General features: G+C 55.7%; 13 protein-coding genes. 6 read left to right on the top strand and 7 right to left on the bottom strand.

All coding sequences use genetic code 11. From position 1 onward, the window contains the following. The first annotated feature begins 48 nt into the window (after window positions 1-48). The 3 genes from ald (at window position 49) to MUN86_RS07855 (ending at window position 3853) form a co-directional block, all read left to right on the top strand. Window positions 49-1176: an alanine dehydrogenase gene (ald, locus tag MUN86_RS07865; protein WP_245123827.1), complete on the top strand. Its 1128-nt coding sequence runs from the start codon at window positions 49-51 to the stop codon at window positions 1174-1176. A gap of 143 nt (window positions 1177-1319) precedes the next feature. After that, window positions 1320-1934 (top strand): SMI1/KNR4 family protein, encoded by a 615-nt coding sequence (locus tag MUN86_RS07860; protein ID WP_245123824.1) that lies wholly within the window; start codon window positions 1320-1322, stop codon window positions 1932-1934. A 23-nt stretch (window positions 1935-1957) separates the two neighbouring features. Further along, complete coding sequence (locus MUN86_RS07855) at window positions 1958-3853, top strand: LTA synthase family protein (RefSeq protein WP_245123821.1); 1896 nt, start codon at window positions 1958-1960, stop codon at window positions 3851-3853. 44 nt (window positions 3854-3897) lie between these two features. Here MUN86_RS07855 and MUN86_RS07850 read toward each other — a convergent pair whose 3' ends face one another. Beyond that, window positions 3898-4353 carry a type I restriction enzyme HsdR N-terminal domain-containing protein gene (locus tag MUN86_RS07850; protein ID WP_245125659.1) on the bottom strand — a complete coding sequence of 152 codons (456 nt, stop codon included), beginning with the start codon at window positions 4351-4353 and terminating at the stop codon, window positions 3898-3900. Between the two features lie 212 nt (window positions 4354-4565). Here MUN86_RS07850 and MUN86_RS07845 point away from each other — a divergent pair, with 212 nt between their 5' ends. The 3 genes from MUN86_RS07845 to MUN86_RS07835 all read left to right on the top strand — a co-directional run bounded on the left by MUN86_RS07845 (window position 4566) and on the right by MUN86_RS07835 (window position 7636). After that, window positions 4566-5339, top strand: coding sequence for an AMP nucleosidase (locus MUN86_RS07845; RefSeq protein ID WP_243801639.1), 774 nt, complete (start codon window positions 4566-4568; stop codon window positions 5337-5339). Between the two features lie 143 nt (window positions 5340-5482). Then, on the top strand, window positions 5483-5917 hold the full coding sequence (locus MUN86_RS07840; RefSeq protein ID WP_245123818.1) for a hypothetical protein: 435 nt from the start codon (window positions 5483-5485) through the stop codon (window positions 5915-5917). 63 nt (window positions 5918-5980) lie between these two features. Continuing rightward, on the top strand, window positions 5981-7636 hold the full coding sequence (locus MUN86_RS07835) for an amidohydrolase (protein WP_245123815.1): 1656 nt from the start codon (window positions 5981-5983) through the stop codon (window positions 7634-7636). A gap of 75 nt (window positions 7637-7711) precedes the next feature. On the opposite strand, the gene MUN86_RS07830 is transcribed toward MUN86_RS07835, so the two are convergent. The 6 genes from MUN86_RS07830 to MUN86_RS07805 all read right to left on the bottom strand — a co-directional run bounded on the left by MUN86_RS07830 (window position 7712) and on the right by MUN86_RS07805 (window position 14481). Further along, window positions 7712-8227: a DinB family protein gene (locus MUN86_RS07830; RefSeq protein ID WP_245123812.1), complete on the bottom strand. Its 516-nt coding sequence runs from the start codon at window positions 8225-8227 to the stop codon at window positions 7712-7714. Between the two features lie 129 nt (window positions 8228-8356). Beyond that, entirely contained in the window at window positions 8357-9799 is a 1443-nt protein-coding gene (locus MUN86_RS07825) for an MFS transporter (RefSeq protein WP_245123809.1), read from the bottom strand. 76 nt (window positions 9800-9875) lie between these two features. Continuing rightward, window positions 9876-10493 carry a nucleotidyltransferase family protein gene (locus MUN86_RS07820; RefSeq protein ID WP_245123806.1) on the bottom strand — a complete coding sequence of 206 codons (618 nt, stop codon included), beginning with the start codon at window positions 10491-10493 and terminating at the stop codon, window positions 9876-9878. 66 nt (window positions 10494-10559) lie between these two features. Beyond that, window positions 10560-11747 carry an XdhC family protein gene (locus tag MUN86_RS07815; RefSeq protein ID WP_245123803.1) on the bottom strand — a complete coding sequence of 396 codons (1188 nt, stop codon included), beginning with the start codon at window positions 11745-11747 and terminating at the stop codon, window positions 10560-10562. 398 nt (window positions 11748-12145) lie between these two features. Next, window positions 12146-12424 (bottom strand): hypothetical protein, encoded by a 279-nt coding sequence (locus MUN86_RS07810; RefSeq protein ID WP_245123801.1) that lies wholly within the window; start codon window positions 12422-12424, stop codon window positions 12146-12148. An 11-nt stretch (window positions 12425-12435) separates the two neighbouring features. Then, window positions 12436-14481 (bottom strand): xanthine dehydrogenase family protein molybdopterin-binding subunit, encoded by a 2046-nt coding sequence (locus MUN86_RS07805; protein WP_245123798.1) that lies wholly within the window; start codon window positions 14479-14481, stop codon window positions 12436-12438. Window positions 14482-14512: the final 31 nt, after the last annotated feature.

Genomic DNA, 14512 nt, shown 5'->3' with positions numbered 1-14512 from the left:
TATCTTTGCACTCTCCAATTTATCATCTTCTCACCTTCCCGCTCTGCCATGATCATCGGCGTACCAAAAGAAATTAAGAACAACGAAAACCGCGTAGGCTTGACGCCTGCTGGCGTAGCTGAACTCCGCAAGCAAGGCCACGAGCTGTACGTGCAAAGCACGGCTGGCTTGGGCAGCGGCTTTCAGGACTCCGAGTATTCAGAAGCTGGCGCTACCATTCTTCCGACCATCGAGGAAGTGTATGCCATAGCGGAAATGATTGTGAAGGTGAAAGAGCCGATTGCACAAGAGTATCCGCTGATCAAGGAAAACCAATTGCTGTTCACGTATTTCCACTTTGCATCTGGCGAGGAACTAACCCACGCTATGATCGAGCGGAAGGCAGTTTGCTTGGCTTACGAGACGGTAGAACTTTCCAACCGAGCATTGCCTTTGCTCATTCCGATGAGCGAAGTGGCGGGCCGCATGGCCCCGCAGGAAGGTGCTAAATATTTGGAGAAGCCGCTGAAAGGCCGTGGCATTCTGTTGGGCGGTGTGCCCGGCGTGAAGCCCGCCGAAGTATTGGTACTAGGTGCTGGCATCGTGGGTACGCAGGCGGCTAAAATTGCGGCCGGTCTGGGTGCGCAAGTAACCATCATGGACATCAGCCTGAACCGTCTGCGCGAGCTCGACGACTTCATGCCCAAGAACGTGGTGACGCAGTACTCCAACGAGTACAACATTCGCGCCGCCATCAAAACGGCCGACCTCATCATCGGCGCCGTGTTGATTCCGGGTGCTAAAGCGCCGCACCTCATCACCCGCGACATGCTCAAGACCATGAAGCCCGGTACAGTACTGGTTGACGTGGCCGTGGACCAAGGTGGTTGCATTGAAACCTGCCGCCCCACCACGCACGAAGACCCGACCTTCATCATCGACGACATCGTGCATTACTGCGTGGCCAACATGCCGGGTGCGGTACCGTACACGTCGACGCTGGCGCTTACCAACGCTACCTTGCCTTACGCTGTAAAGCTGGCCAACCTCGGCTGGCAGGAAGCTTGCCGCCGCGACGAGGCTTTGCGCCTTGGTTTGAACGTGGTGCACGGCGAAGTGGTGTACAAAGGAGTAGCGGAAGCTTGGAACCTGCCGCTGGTTGACGTACACAACGTGCTGGAAGAAGCAGCCGTTTAAGTGAAAAGCTAAGTATGGAAAAGCCTTTCTGGCCAAATGGTCGGGAAGGCTTTTTCTGTAGCGTGAAGCTCCAGCTTCGCGCATCGTAACACAAATTTCAGTGCATTGGCCGCGCGCCACTCACTGATGCGCCTTGCTGGAGCATGGCGTTATCTCTTATGAAAGGCATCCTCTATACGGGCGGCGAACTAACTGACCTCGCCACTTTCGCCCGCCTTCCGGTTTACCTCCAAACGTTTCTGCGCGAGCAAAATGGGGTAGTAGCATACTTCGGTGGACTGCATATACGCGGTTGCGTGGCCGAACCTACTTGGCATTCGCTGGATGCCGCCTGGCAGGGCCCGACCGCCTTTTGGCGCATTTATGATGAAATGACGGAAGCTGACATTCCGTTCGGCCAAGACTGCGTGGGCAACCAATTCCTGCTGCGCGGCGATGCGGTGCTACTACTCGATACCGAAACCGGCGAGTTAGCCGACTTAGAAGTGGATTTCAAACACTTTTTGTTCGGGGTGGAGAAATATCCGCTCGATGCGCTAGGCATGGAGCCGCTGCGTGGCTTTCAGCAGCAGGGCGGGGTGTTGCAGCCTGGCCAGTTGGTGAGCGTCTTTCCGCCGTTCTGCGTAGCCGTCAACAGTGGCAAAGCACCCTCCCTTAAAGCGGTTGCTGCTGCCGACCGGTTGGCTTGGCTAGCTGACTTCCACCAAAAAATCAAGGACTTGCCCGACGGACAAACCATTCAGCTCACGAGCGAGTAAATCCTTTTCTTGTTGTTCTGTTCATGATTTCACCACTTCTGCGTCTGCTGCTGCGCCGGTTGCTGTTGCTGATGGGTGCGTATGTGCTTTTGCGGCTCGGCTTTTATGTAGCTAACCAAGCTGTATTTCGGGAGGCGACGACGGGGCAGGTGCTGCTAGCTTTCTGGCACGGCTTCCGCTACGATATTTCGGCGCTGCTACTGCTTAATCTGCCGTTTCTGTTGCTATCGTTGATACCGGCTTTTAGTTTTCGGTGGCAAGGCTTTTTGCGCGGCATATATCTTACGCTCAATGCTTGCGGTATTGCGCTCAACCTGATTGACACGCAATACTTCAAGTTCATTGGTCGCCGTACCAGCAACGAGCTATTTACCATTACCGATGATATCGAGCGGCAGGCCGGACAATTGGTGGGGCACTACTGGTTTCTACTTATTCCGTTTGCGGTAATATTTGGACTGGTGTGGTACTTCTACCCCATGCCCACGGCAAACGACGCTGCTTACTATCAGCCTGGAAAGCGCCGCAAACCAGTGCTCCGCACAACGCTGGAAATAGTGGTGCTAGCGGGCCTAACGATACTTGGCATTCGGGGCGGCTTTCAGCTCAAACCCCTGCGTACCGGTCACGCCTTCATGCAGACGCCGCCTATCCTGGGCCATGTGGCATTAAACAGCACCTTCACTTTTCTGAAGAGCTTGCGGGCAGATGCACCCGAGCGGCGCACGTATTTCCCGTCGATGGCGGCGCTACGGCCGGCGCTGGCTATCCGGCAGCCTGGCCCGCGCCCCGGCGTCCCGCACGACAACGTAGTGGTGCTGCTCATTGAAAGCTTTGCTTCCGAATACAATGGCATTGAAAATGGCGGTAAGGGCTACACGCCTTTTTTTGACTCGTTGGCAACTAAAGGGCTGTTTTTCCGACATCATTATGCCAACGGCCGCCGCTCTATTGAGGCGTTGCCCGCAGTTCTGGCCGGGTTGCCGGCTCTTACCGAGAATTCGTTTATCACCTCCAACTTCCAGACCGACGAACTACATGGCTTGGGCGAGTTGCTAGGCCGCAACGGTTACGCCACCTCGGTATTTCATGGCGCGCAGAACGGCACTATGGGCTTCAACACGTTTGCGGGCATTACGGGAATTCAGCAATACTATGGCCTTGACGAGTACCCGGGCAGCACCAAAAGCCCTGATTTCGACGGGCACTGGGGCATCTTCGATGAGCCGTATTTGCAGTATTTTGCCCGTCAGCTAGGCCAGCAGCGCCAGCCGTTTTTCTCCACGGTTTTCACGCTGACTTCGCACGAGCCGTTCCCGGTACCAGCGAAGTATAAGGATCGGTTCAAGGCCGGTGAGCTGCCTATTCATGCGTCCGTTGAATACACGGATTTCGCGTTGCGGCAGTTTTTCAAAGCGGCGGCGCGTCAGCCCTGGTACAAGAACACGTTGTTCATTGTGCTAGCCGACCACACGTCGCAGACGCTACGGCCGGAGTACCAGAATACGCTCGGTTCTTACAAAACGCCGCTGCTGCTCTTCCACCCTAGCCGCACCCTCCCGGCGGCCAACGTGGAACGCATCACGCAGCAAGCCGATATTCCAGCCTCGGTACTCGATTATCTGGGCTTGGCTCCAAATCAGCCTCTCCTACCTTTCGGTTACTCGGTGTTTGATACTGGCACAACTGGCCGCGCCCTGTTTCTAAGTGGCGGCAGCTATTTCCTGGTCCACCATGATTATGTAGCCGAACTCACTGTCGATAACAAGGTGCGGCTCTACCCTTACCAGAAGCACGCGCTACCCGCCACTCCCCTAGCCGCCCCCGACCCACAGAAACTCCGCGAGTACGGCAACGAGCTAAAAGCCTGCGTGCAGTTCTACTTGAACGGCCTGGCCGACAATGCGCTTTATAAATAATGAGCTAGTGCGTTTGCTTTTCGTGCTAACGGACGTCAAACGCACTACTTCACCATCTCTCCATATGCGGGCACTTCGCTTAGCATCTCGTTGGTGCGCTGCTCGAAGTTTACGCGCCAGCAAAAGTGCTGCAACCCATTGGTGAGCAACAACAAAGGCGCGCCAATAGTCTGGTTGTAGGTGGCTGCTTGTTGGGCCACGGCGGCCGTAATGGGCACAGTGGGCCGTTTGCATTCCACGAGCAGCAGCGGCGTGCCATCTGGACCAAGCGCCCACAAGTCGGTGCGCTTCTGACGCTGGTTGTAGCGGTGGCCGCGCTCCAAGCTCAGCAAGCCTTTGGGATAGCCGCGGTGGCTGATAAGGTAATGTACTACGTGCTGGCGCACCCATTCCTCGGGCGTCAGGACCACTTGCTTGCGGCGCAATACGTCCCAGATATATATAGTTTCGCCGCTTTGCGTAAGTTTGTAGTCGAAAGGCGGCAGGTTTAGCTCTTGCATCACCTCCAAAGGTACGGCCCTGGGCTCTGGTTCCCGCTTTTCACTCCCGTACCGTCGCCTACTCGTTGGGTGGACGGTTTTTTTGTAACCAATTTATTTCAACGTTCTACTGAGTTTCTCAACGTATTTCGCTCGTATTGCAGCTACTAGTACACGCTAGAGCTAATTCGCGAGCTACCTAGTAAAGCCCAGCAGTATAGAATTCCCCACTTATGAAAACCAAATCTGACATTGTTGAAAACTGGCTGCCGCGCTACACTGGGGTTCCCCTCAAGGAGTTCGGGCAGTACATATTGCTCACCAACTTTATCAATTACGTACACATGTTCGCCGAGCAGTTTGGCGTGGAAGTGAACGGCCTTGACAAGCCGATGCAAACGGCTACGGCTGGTGGCATCACTATCATCAACTTCGGTATGGGCTCCCCCATGGCGGCTACCGTCATGGACCTGATATCGGCAGTGAAGCCGAAAGCGGCGCTGTTTTTGGGCAAATGTGGCGGCCTGAAAAGCAAAACCAAGCTCGGTGACCTTATCCTGCCTATTGCGGCCATTCGGGGAGAAGGTACTTCCGATGACTATTTGCCGGCCGAAATTCCCGCGCTGCCCTCCTTCCGGTTGCAACGTGCCGTGTCGTCGATGATTAAGAAGCACGAGAAGGACTACTGGACCGGCACCGTGTACACCACCAACCGCCGGGTGTGGGAGCACGACGAAAACTTCAAGGAGTATCTGCGCCAGATTCGGGCCATGGCTGTGGATATGGAAACGGCCACGATTTTCACGGTAGGCTTCGTGAACGAGATTCCGCACGGCGCGCTGCTGCTCGTCAGCGACAACCCCATGACGCCGGAGGGCGTGAAAACGTCGGAAAGCGACAAAAAAGTGACGGCCGACTTCGTGACAGCGCACTTACAAATCGGCATTGATTCGCTGCTAGAACTCAAAAACTCAGGCGAATCGGTGAAGCATATGCGCTTCGAGTAGCGAAAACAGCACCTTTCGCTTAGCTTGCATAGCGGCGCTACCAGCAAAACCCCAGTGGCTCCAACCCGCTGGGGTTTTTGTTTGTGGCGGCCTCCCATTATTGTAGTCATTGCGCGTCCTGTATTACTCTGCTTTAATTTGCTATGGATTCATTCTCTACTGCTTACCTAGACGTCACCTACCATCCCAATCAACAACTGCTCTATGGGCATTGGAAGCGGGGCGTGATGCCGTTCGAACTCCAACGAGGCTATGCCGCCATCCTCGACATTGCGGCCGAAATGAACTGCCGCTTCTGGCTGATTGATGTTCGGCGACGGACGGGAGTGGACGCATCCGATGTGTTCTGGATGATGGAAGATTTCTTTCCCCGTGTGTACCCTCGCTTAGGACGCACCGCCTATGTTGCGTTGCTGATGGCGCCGCACCACCTCGCTGGCGCTATGGCCAACATTGGTATTCCTCAAAAAAGCGAGGCTTCGCAAGACCTCCCTTACCTGATCCAACGGTTTACCGAGGAAGCCCCCGCCCGCGCCTGGCTGGAACACTGCTTGCAACAAGACTCGGTGGAGCGGTAGAAATGTTGATGTAGCGGCGGCGTGATTCAGTTGCTCAATACACTAAATCGTTACTTTCGCGGCATGCTTCGATCTTTCCGTTTATTTGCCTTGCTGCCGTTGCTGGGCTTTTTTAGTAGCTGCCAGAGTAGTTCAAATCAGTCCGTTGATTTGGTGGTCTACAATGCTACAGTATATACCGTCGATTCCACTTTTGCCAAGGCTACGGCCTTCGCGGTGCAAGACGGCAAGTTTGTAGCCGTAGGCAAAGAGGAAGATATCCGCCGCCAGTACACGGGCAAATCAACAGTTGATGCGCGAGGACAATTTATTTATCCCGGCTTTTACGACGCCCATTGCCACTTCTACCGCTACGCCTTGGGGCTGCGCGATGCCGATTTGGTAGGCACTACCTCGTGGGCGCAAGTGATAACCAAGTTGCAACAGCAGCGCCAGCAATATCCGCAGGTAGCGTGGCTGACGGGCCGCGGTTGGGACCAGAACGACTGGCCCACCAAGCAGTTTCCCACTAAGGACACACTCGATGTTCTGTTTCCAAACACGCCTGTCTTTATCGTACGAGTAGATGGGCACGCGGCCCTCGTGAACCAAAAGGCACTGGATTTAGCTGGAGTTACCGCCAAAACACCCATTAGCGGTGGCACCATTACCAAAAATGCGGCGGGCCAACTCACGGGCTTGCTCGTTGACAACGCCGTGGATCTGGTAAGCACCAAAATCCCGGAGCCAACACCCGCCGAAGCTAACGCGGCCTTGCTGGAAGCTCAGCAGCGTTGCGTAGCCGTGGGCCTCACCAGCCTCGCCGACGCGGGCCTCGACAAAGCCAACATCGACCAGATGGCCGCACTACAGCAGCAAGGCAAGCTGAAACTGCGAGTGTATGCCATGCTCAACCCCACCAAAACCAACAAAGACTACTACCTGAAAAATGGGCCGGTGTTCGAGGACCGCCTTACGGTGTGCAGCTTCAAAGTATACGCTGATGGGGCCCTCGGCTCGCGCGGAGCCTGCCTACTGCACCCCTACACCGACAAGCACAAGGAAACCGGCTTCCTGCTTTCTTCCATAGCCGACTACCGGACGCTAGCAAAAGAGCTGGCCGCTAGCAAGTTCCAAATGAACACCCACGCCATCGGCGACTCCAGCAACCGCCTGCTGCTCGATATTTATGGCGAGGTACTAAAAGGCAAAAACGACCGGCGCTGGCGCATCGAGCACGCGCAAGTGGTGAGCAAGGCCGACGTTGCTAAGTTTGGGCAGTTTGGCATCGTGCCTTCGGTGCAGCCCACTCACGCCACCTCCGACATGTATTGGGCCGGCGAACGGCTTGGTGCCGAACGGCTGAAAACAGCCTATGCCTTCAATGACCTCCGCCAGCAATACGGGCAAGTAGCCCTCGGCTCCGACTTTCCGGTGGAAGACATCAACCCGCTGTTTGGCTTCCATAGCGCCGTAGCTCGGCAGGATGCCAAGAACTATCCCGCCAAAGGGTTCCAGATGGAAAACGCCCTAAGTCGCCCCGATGCTTTGCGCGGGATGACCACGTGGGCAGCACACGCCGCCTTCGAGAACAAGCAGAAAGGCAGTATCCGCCCCGGCATGGCCGCCGACTTCGTGGTGTTAGACACTGACTTGCTGCAAGCGCCCAAAGAAAAGCTGCGCGGTGCGAAAGTGCAGCAAACCTGGATTGCAGGCGAGCAAGTGTTTGGTGGTGAGTAGCTTCTCACCTAGATATAACGAGAAAGAATGTAGTATATACTACATTCTTTCTCGTTATCCTGGCTGCAAGACGCCTTAGCGCTGAGGAGCTTCGTCGGCGGAGCCACCGTAGATGGCAGGTACTGGAATATCGAGCAGACGCAGGTACACGCTCAATTGGCCGCGGTGGTGGATGAGGTGGTTCAGTACCAGAGTGCGCGCTACAGCAGCACGGGGCATGGTCATGAATACCTGTTCCCCTCGACGCAACGACCACACACTATGAAGCATAGTATCATCTAGCTGCTCTAGGGCTTTGTGGATGTTTTCGCCATTGACGTCGAAGCGGCGCAGGACTTCGTCGGTGCTGGTAGGCGAATCGGGCATTTTTGTGATAGCCAAATCGGTTTCGGGGCCGGCCATCGACATTTCTAGGTAGCCAACCAGATTGGCCATATGCGAGGCCAGCGTACCAAGTTTCATCGACTTAGGATGAGGCTGCCAGCTAAATTGCTCGGTAGGAACTCGCTCTAGGAGGCGCCGCGTGAGCTTCAACTCGTGTTTCAGTTCCTGGCTGAGAGCGGCTTGCAAGGTAGGTTGAGCTTCGGTCATGGGGTTGGGGAATTGAGGTGAGAGCAGGTAGAAACGTACTTGGAACGGAAGTTTATTTGCTGGCTATCTAAGCTAACTAAAAAGCCCCGTTAATGGACGGGGCTTTTTAGTCGATACTTTGGCTTCTAGTTACTTGCGAGTAGCCGGCATGCCTACGTTGGGGGTGGCAGGTGGTGGAGCTACCGCCTCGTCTCCTGAGTTGTGTACTTCGTCGCGCAGCTTCTTGCCGCGTAGCGTCAGCAGGAAAAGCAGCCCGAGCACAAAGAAGACAATGAGCGACAAAATGCTGTTGCGCATAGAGCCCGTAATCTGCGCAATGACGCCGAATACGGCTGTGCCTATCACGATGCTCAGCTTTTCGGTCACGTCGAAAAAGCTGAAGAAAGCCGCCGTATTTGGGGTATTCTCGGGAATAATCTTAGAATACGTGCTGCGTGACAAACTCTGGATGGCGCCCATGGTGAGGCCAATAATTGAGGCCAACGCATAGAAGCTCCAGCCGGCCTGCACAAAGTAGCCTGCTACGCAGATGCACATCCAGATAAACACCGACCAACTCAAAGCTCGCGTATTACCGATGCGCTCCGAAAGCTTGGCAAACAAATAGGCACCTAGAATGCCTACTACTTGCAGCAACAGGATAGTAATGATGAGGGCTGTGCTTTCCAGGTGCAGCTCTTTGTCGCCGAAGATGGTGGCCACGTACATCACGGTTTGCACGCCCATGTTGTAAGTGAAGTAGGCGAGCAGGAAGCGTTTTAGGTTGGGGAGCTGCTTGAGTTGGTCCCATACCTTACCTAACTCCCGGAAGCCATTGAGCAACCAACCCGAATCGGAGGTGGCAACAGCGGCGGGGCGGCCGGGGTCGACGGGCAAGGTGAAGAACGGAATCTGAGCGAAACCAGCCCACCAAACCCCTGTAAGCAAAAAGGAAATACGGGCCGGCAAGCGGGCTCCTTCAGGCGTAGAGGCATCAATGCCTACTATGTTTGGAAACTGATTGATAATCAGGCATATGATCAACAGCACCACCGAACCGATATACCCCATCGAAAAGCCCCGTGCCGACAGCGAATCGTACTGCTCTTCCGAGGAAATGAGCGGTAAGTAGCTGTTGTAGAAAACAATCGAGCCCGAAAAGCCGAAGGTGGCTGCAATGAAGATAAACGTGCTGAGTGTGAGCGTTTCGGGCGTGAAGAAGAACAGCGCGGCACAACTCGCGGCCCCGATGTAGCAAAAGATCTGCATGAACAGCTTCTTGCGCCCCGAGAAGTCGGCCAGCGACGTGAGGAAGGGACTAATTAGCGCCACCAGCAGAAAGGCAGCCGATATAGCGTACGTCAGCAGCGAGGAGCCCGGCACTTGGAACCCCAAGAAACTAACCACATCAGTCTGCGGGCTCAGCGTTTTGGTGACGGCACCCCAATAAATAGGAAAGATGCTCGACGTAATAACGAGCGGATACACGGAATTGGCCCAGTCGTAGAACGTCCAGCCGCGGGTGATTCGTTTATCGTCTTTGGGGATGTTCTCGAAGCCGGTGTCCGGCGCGGTAGCCGAGGCAGTTGTCATAGAGACAGAGTTGAGGGTGTAGTACCGGCCAAGATAACGGGATTCAACGGTTGTGGTTGTTGAGCTATTAGGAATCTTACGTGTTGCCAGACTGAGAAGAGGTTTTGTCGCCTAGCAACGCGACGTATTGTTCAGGGGTGTCTACGTCTACGGCCCCGGCCGCGAATGGCACGGTGGCTACTAGTTGCGGGTGCTGCTTGAGTAGTTGGGCAGCTCCGGCTGCGTCGGAAATCTGACGTAACAGTGGCACCACCTCGGCTCCAAATAGCACAGGCACTCCCCGCACCCCTCCATATTCGGCGGCTACTATGGGCTGGCTCGTATGCAGATAAGTGGTTACTAGCTGTTCAATAACCTTGGCCGTCACGTGTGGTTGGTCGCAGAGCGTCACCACAACGGTAGCCCAGTTGTTACACAAACTTTCCAAGGCGGCCAATCCGGTCTTAAGGGAAGCCCCCATACCTTGGGCCCAGCTATTACAGCGCACAACCAACACAGACAGTCCGGCTAACTCTGGCAGCAATTCCTCATGCAGCGCACCGGTCACCACTACTACCGGAACCCCAGCTGCAGCGGCCACCGCTGTTTCAGCAGCGCGACGGAGTAGGGTTTTACCTTCGTAAGCCAACAGCTGCTTAGGCTGGCCTAGACGCGAAGATGAACCGGCTGCAAGCAAGATAACCGCAGTAGGCATACGTGAATTTAGTTTCCTTTCTATAAGCCTGCTATCCTGAACTGCATGCCCATAACCCTCGGCGCGCTAAAGCTCACAGACAGCATCTACACGCCCTTCTGCTTGCAAAGGCCCATCCGAGTGCAACGGTGGATGAATAGGGTGCGGTGAATCGCGCAGGAAACCGGCCGGGCGACCTGCCAGCACCGCCTGAATCTCGGCCACAATAGACAGCGCAATTTCTTCGGGCGTTTCGGCGCCAAGGTTGAGGCCGATGGGACTGTGGAGCCGTCCGGCTAGAAGTTCGTCGGCGGCGGGTTCCTTTTTTTGCAGATCAGTCAGTAGCCGCTCGTACTTTTTCCGAGGCCCGAGCAGCCCGATATACTGCGTAGGAGCGTGCAGCAAATGGCTTAGCACGGCCAAATCGTAGTAATAATTATGGGTCATGAGCAGCGCAAAACGAGTGTCGTAGGGCTCCGCTCCTACTTCGGCCAGCGGTAATACCCGCACCAGTTCCGCATTCGGAAAACGGGCTGGCTGCGCTTGCACGGGGCGGCCATCTACCACCTGTACCCGCCAGCCCAAACCAGCAGCTAAACGCACAAGTGGTTGCACATCGTTGCCGGCACCATACACGGTTAGGCGTACCGGCGGCCGTAATATTTCCAGGCAAACTCGTACGGTACCGGCTCCGACTGCATATTGACGGGTAGCCGGCTGAACGGCTTGCAAGGCAGCGCGGGCATCCGATAAAATAGTGTCGTAGAGCTCCGTGGAGGCTGGAAGCGTGCCTTGCACAGTACCATCGGGCAGCAATAGCAGCCTCTCTCCCATTTGGGCCGGAGCTTGCGCGCCAGCCAAACTAAACACCGTAGCTACTACAGCGGGCTCCTCCACTCCTTCGGCCCAACGCCGCAGCAGTTCCAGTGGATTATCAGGATCAGTGAAATCAAGCGGCTCCAACAGAATTTGCACGATACCTTGGCAACCTAGCGCGGCGCCAAATTGCAAGTCGTCCTCAGGGTCGGTGGAGTCGTAGGTAACGACGCTGGGGCGGCGCTGCCGAATGGTTTGGCGCGCCCGCCGACGTGCATCTCCTTCTAGGCAACCGCCGCTAATAGCACCAGTCAATTGTCCATCTTCCGTCACCAACATGCGGGCCCCTGGCCGCCGATACGCCGAGCCTGCTACATCAACCACGGAAGCCAACGCGCAAGCTCGGTTAGCGGCGCGGTGTTCGTCGTAAGCTAGAAGAAGACGTTGAAGCTCAGTCATGCGGGGTATTCGGTTTGTGCTGAAATGTACTCACTCAAGCGTTATACGAGGCAACAAAGCTCACGATGCTCCAAAGCCGCTTTTGCAGCTAAAAAGCAAGCTTGCTAATTTCTTCGTTCAGCTAAGTAGGATAACAAGTAAGGTGTGGTTATAAGTCGATAGGCACCAAGAACGTCTTGCTGCGTTTATCGAAGCACACCACAGGGAGAAGTTATAAAGATGAAATTGCAATACGTAACCTGTCCTGCTGAACGGAACTGTAGTATCTCATTCGAATCTCAGGATATACTATCCTAGCGAGATGCTTCGGCTGCGCTCAGCAGGATCGATATGCTCTGGCAAAGTCAACTATAAGTGTGCTTTTGCGGCTTTGCGCATCAAGCAGTTCTTTCTCAATCCTAAGCCGTTAAAACGCCCATTACTTTATCGGGGGTGATGGGCAGGTCCCGGACACGTTTGCCGGTGGCATGAAACACGGCATTGGCCACGGCAGCGGCTACGCCTACCATTGATATTTCGCCGATGCCTTTCACGCCCATGGCATTAATGTACGGGTCGTGTTCGTCGATGAATTCTACCGTCATATCCGGAATGTCAGCATTTACGGGAATGTGATACTCCCCGAGGCTGGCATTGGTGTAGCGGGCAAAGTTTGGGTCGCGGTAGGTTTCTTCCATTAGCGCCGCCCCTATGCCAAAGATGCTGCCCCAATAATCTGGCTGCGCGCCGTCTTGGCATTTAGAATGCGGCCGGCCCCGTGCACGCTCACCCAGCGCGTAACGCGCACGGTACCCAACTCGGCATCGACACGCACTTCGCAGAAATGAGTACCAAAAGAATGCATTGAGTGGCCGCCTTTGTCGTCTTGGTGACCCGAGTCGGCGGGGCCGGGTGCTAGGCCGGTTTCGTAACCAGCACCGTACTTGCCGTTACCAGTGCCTTCGATGTCCGACATTTCGTTGCGTTTCATCAAGGCCGCAAAGTCTTCGCCTTTTTGCTTGTTGGTCTTGAGCACCATGCGGTTTTTCTCGACTACCACGTCTTCTATTTTGGCGCGGTACAAAGGCGACTTTTTATCGGCTATTGCCAACTTCTTCAGTTTCTGCCAGACCTCCTGCGCCGCCACATACACCGACGACGACACCGTACCCGCCGCCACCGAGCCGCCCGAATTAGGGGCCGTGGGCAAGCGCGAATCGCCTAGCTCGAACCGTACTTTGTCGGGTGCTAAGCCCAACGCATCGGCGGCTACCTGCGTCATCACCGTGTAAGTGCCGGTGCCAAGGTCGGTGGCGCCGCTTTGCACCACGGCGTGGCCGTCGGCGTAGAGGCGGACGCGGGCCGTACCCTGCGAATTGTGTACCGGATATGAAGCCGTGGCCATACCCATACCCACCAGGTAGCGTCCGTCGCGGGTGGCGCCAGCTTTGGGGTTGCGCTTGCTCCAGCCGAACAACTCGGCCCCGCGGGCGTAGCACTGCTTCAGGCTTTTGCTCGACCATGGCTTACCGTTAGTAGGGTCTTTCTCAGCGTAATTGCGCAGTCGAATTTCCAGCGGGTCGATACCAAGTTGATAAGCTAGATCATCCATCGAGCACTCAATGGCAAACGAGCCAGGAGCTTCACCAGGGGCCCGAGTAAACGTAGAGGTCATGACGTTGGCCCGCGCCAACTGGTAGGAAGACTCGAAAGTAGGGCAGTCGTAGAGCAGGTTGATAATGCGGCTATTCGGCTCGGCGTAATTATCCCAGGGCGAGGTGGTTGAGGTCTTTTCGTGCACCAGCGCCAACAGCTTGCCTTCCTTGGTGGCCCCAATTTGCAGGGTTTGGGTTTGGTCTTCGCGGTGGCCCATCCCCGTGAACATCTGCTGGCGCGTAAGCACCAACTTCACCGGTCGGTTCACAGCTTTGGCAGCTTGCACCGTCAGCACCGTGTGGGGCCAGGAAGAACCTTTGCAGCCGAAGCCGCCGCCGAGGTACTTGGTTACTACCCGAACCTGCTCTTGCGGCAGCCCCAGCATAGTCGCCAACGACTTCTGCGTGCGGGTAATGCCTTGCGTAGACTCGTACACCGTCAGCCGATCAGCGGCTTCCCAAATGGCCGTAGTGGAGCCCGGCTCCATGGGGTTGTGGTGGTTGATGGCGTGGGTATACGTAGCCGAATGCTTCACGGGAGCCGACGCCAAGGCCGCTTGCGCGTCGCCGCGCCGGGTATAGCCTTTGGTTTTGTCGTCCTGTACCTTTTCCGGGTTGAAGATTTCAGCCTTAGGGTCCTGATACGAGGCTAGCGGCTTTTCAACGGCGTACTGCACTCGCACCAGCGAAGCCGCGTGCGTGGCTCGCTCAAACGTATCGGCTACTACCAGCGCCACGGGCTGCCCAGCGTAGTGCACCACGTCGGAGGTAAGCGGCAGGAAGCCCATGGGCGCGCCAATAGCTTTCTTGCCTTCCTGATCGTTGGGTGTTTTGGCTAGTTTGGGCAAGTTTTGATGCGTGAGCACCGCCAGTACACCCGGCTCTTTCATGGCCGCCGTGGTGTCGATACTCTGGATTTTGCCTTTGGCAATTTCGCTGCCTTTCAGCACCCCATATACCAAGCCCTGCAGCGGAAACTCAGCGGAATACTTGGCTTTGCCGGTTACCTTATCGTAGCCGTCTACGCGGTTGAGCGGCTGCCCAACCACGCCACCGGTACCAGGGCCGTTGGTTTCAAAAAATCTAGGTTCGATATCCATGAGCGTAATGCTAACTCGTGAGTGGGATCAA

It is taken from the genome of Hymenobacter volaticus (assembly GCF_022921055.1).
GTDB lineage: Bacteria > Bacteroidota > Bacteroidia > Cytophagales > Hymenobacteraceae > Hymenobacter > Hymenobacter volaticus.
The sequence above is the reverse complement of the archived record's forward strand: the minus strand, read 5'-3'. Positions and strand labels throughout refer to the sequence as shown.

Coding starts and splice junctions, on each gene's coding strand:
- MUN86_RS07815 (WP_245123803.1), bottom strand. CDS start 11,747: ATGACTGAGCTTCAACGTCTTCTTCTAGCTTACGACGAACACCGCGCC.
- ald (WP_245123827.1), top strand. CDS start 49: ATGATCATCGGCGTACCAAAAGAAATTAAGAACAACGAAAACCGCGTA.
- MUN86_RS07845 (WP_243801639.1), top strand. CDS start 4,566: ATGAAAACCAAATCTGACATTGTTGAAAACTGGCTGCCGCGCTACACT.
- MUN86_RS07805 (WP_245123798.1), bottom strand. CDS start 14,481: ATGGATATCGAACCTAGATTTTTTGAAACCAACGGCCCTGGTACCGGT.
- MUN86_RS07825 (WP_245123809.1), bottom strand. CDS start 9,799: ATGACAACTGCCTCGGCTACCGCGCCGGACACCGGCTTCGAGAACATC.
- MUN86_RS07820 (WP_245123806.1), bottom strand. CDS start 10,493: ATGCCTACTGCGGTTATCTTGCTTGCAGCCGGTTCATCTTCGCGTCTA.
- MUN86_RS07830 (WP_245123812.1), bottom strand. CDS start 8,227: ATGACCGAAGCTCAACCTACCTTGCAAGCCGCTCTCAGCCAGGAACTG.
- MUN86_RS07855 (WP_245123821.1), top strand. CDS start 1,958: ATGATTTCACCACTTCTGCGTCTGCTGCTGCGCCGGTTGCTGTTGCTG.
- MUN86_RS07810 (WP_245123801.1), bottom strand. CDS start 12,424: ATGGAAGAAACCTACCGCGACCCAAACTTTGCCCGCTACACCAATGCC.
- MUN86_RS07840 (WP_245123818.1), top strand. CDS start 5,483: ATGGATTCATTCTCTACTGCTTACCTAGACGTCACCTACCATCCCAAT.
- MUN86_RS07835 (WP_245123815.1), top strand. CDS start 5,981: ATGCTTCGATCTTTCCGTTTATTTGCCTTGCTGCCGTTGCTGGGCTTT.
- MUN86_RS07850 (WP_245125659.1), bottom strand. CDS start 4,353: ATGCAAGAGCTAAACCTGCCGCCTTTCGACTACAAACTTACGCAAAGC.
- MUN86_RS07860 (WP_245123824.1), top strand. CDS start 1,320: ATGGCGTTATCTCTTATGAAAGGCATCCTCTATACGGGCGGCGAACTA.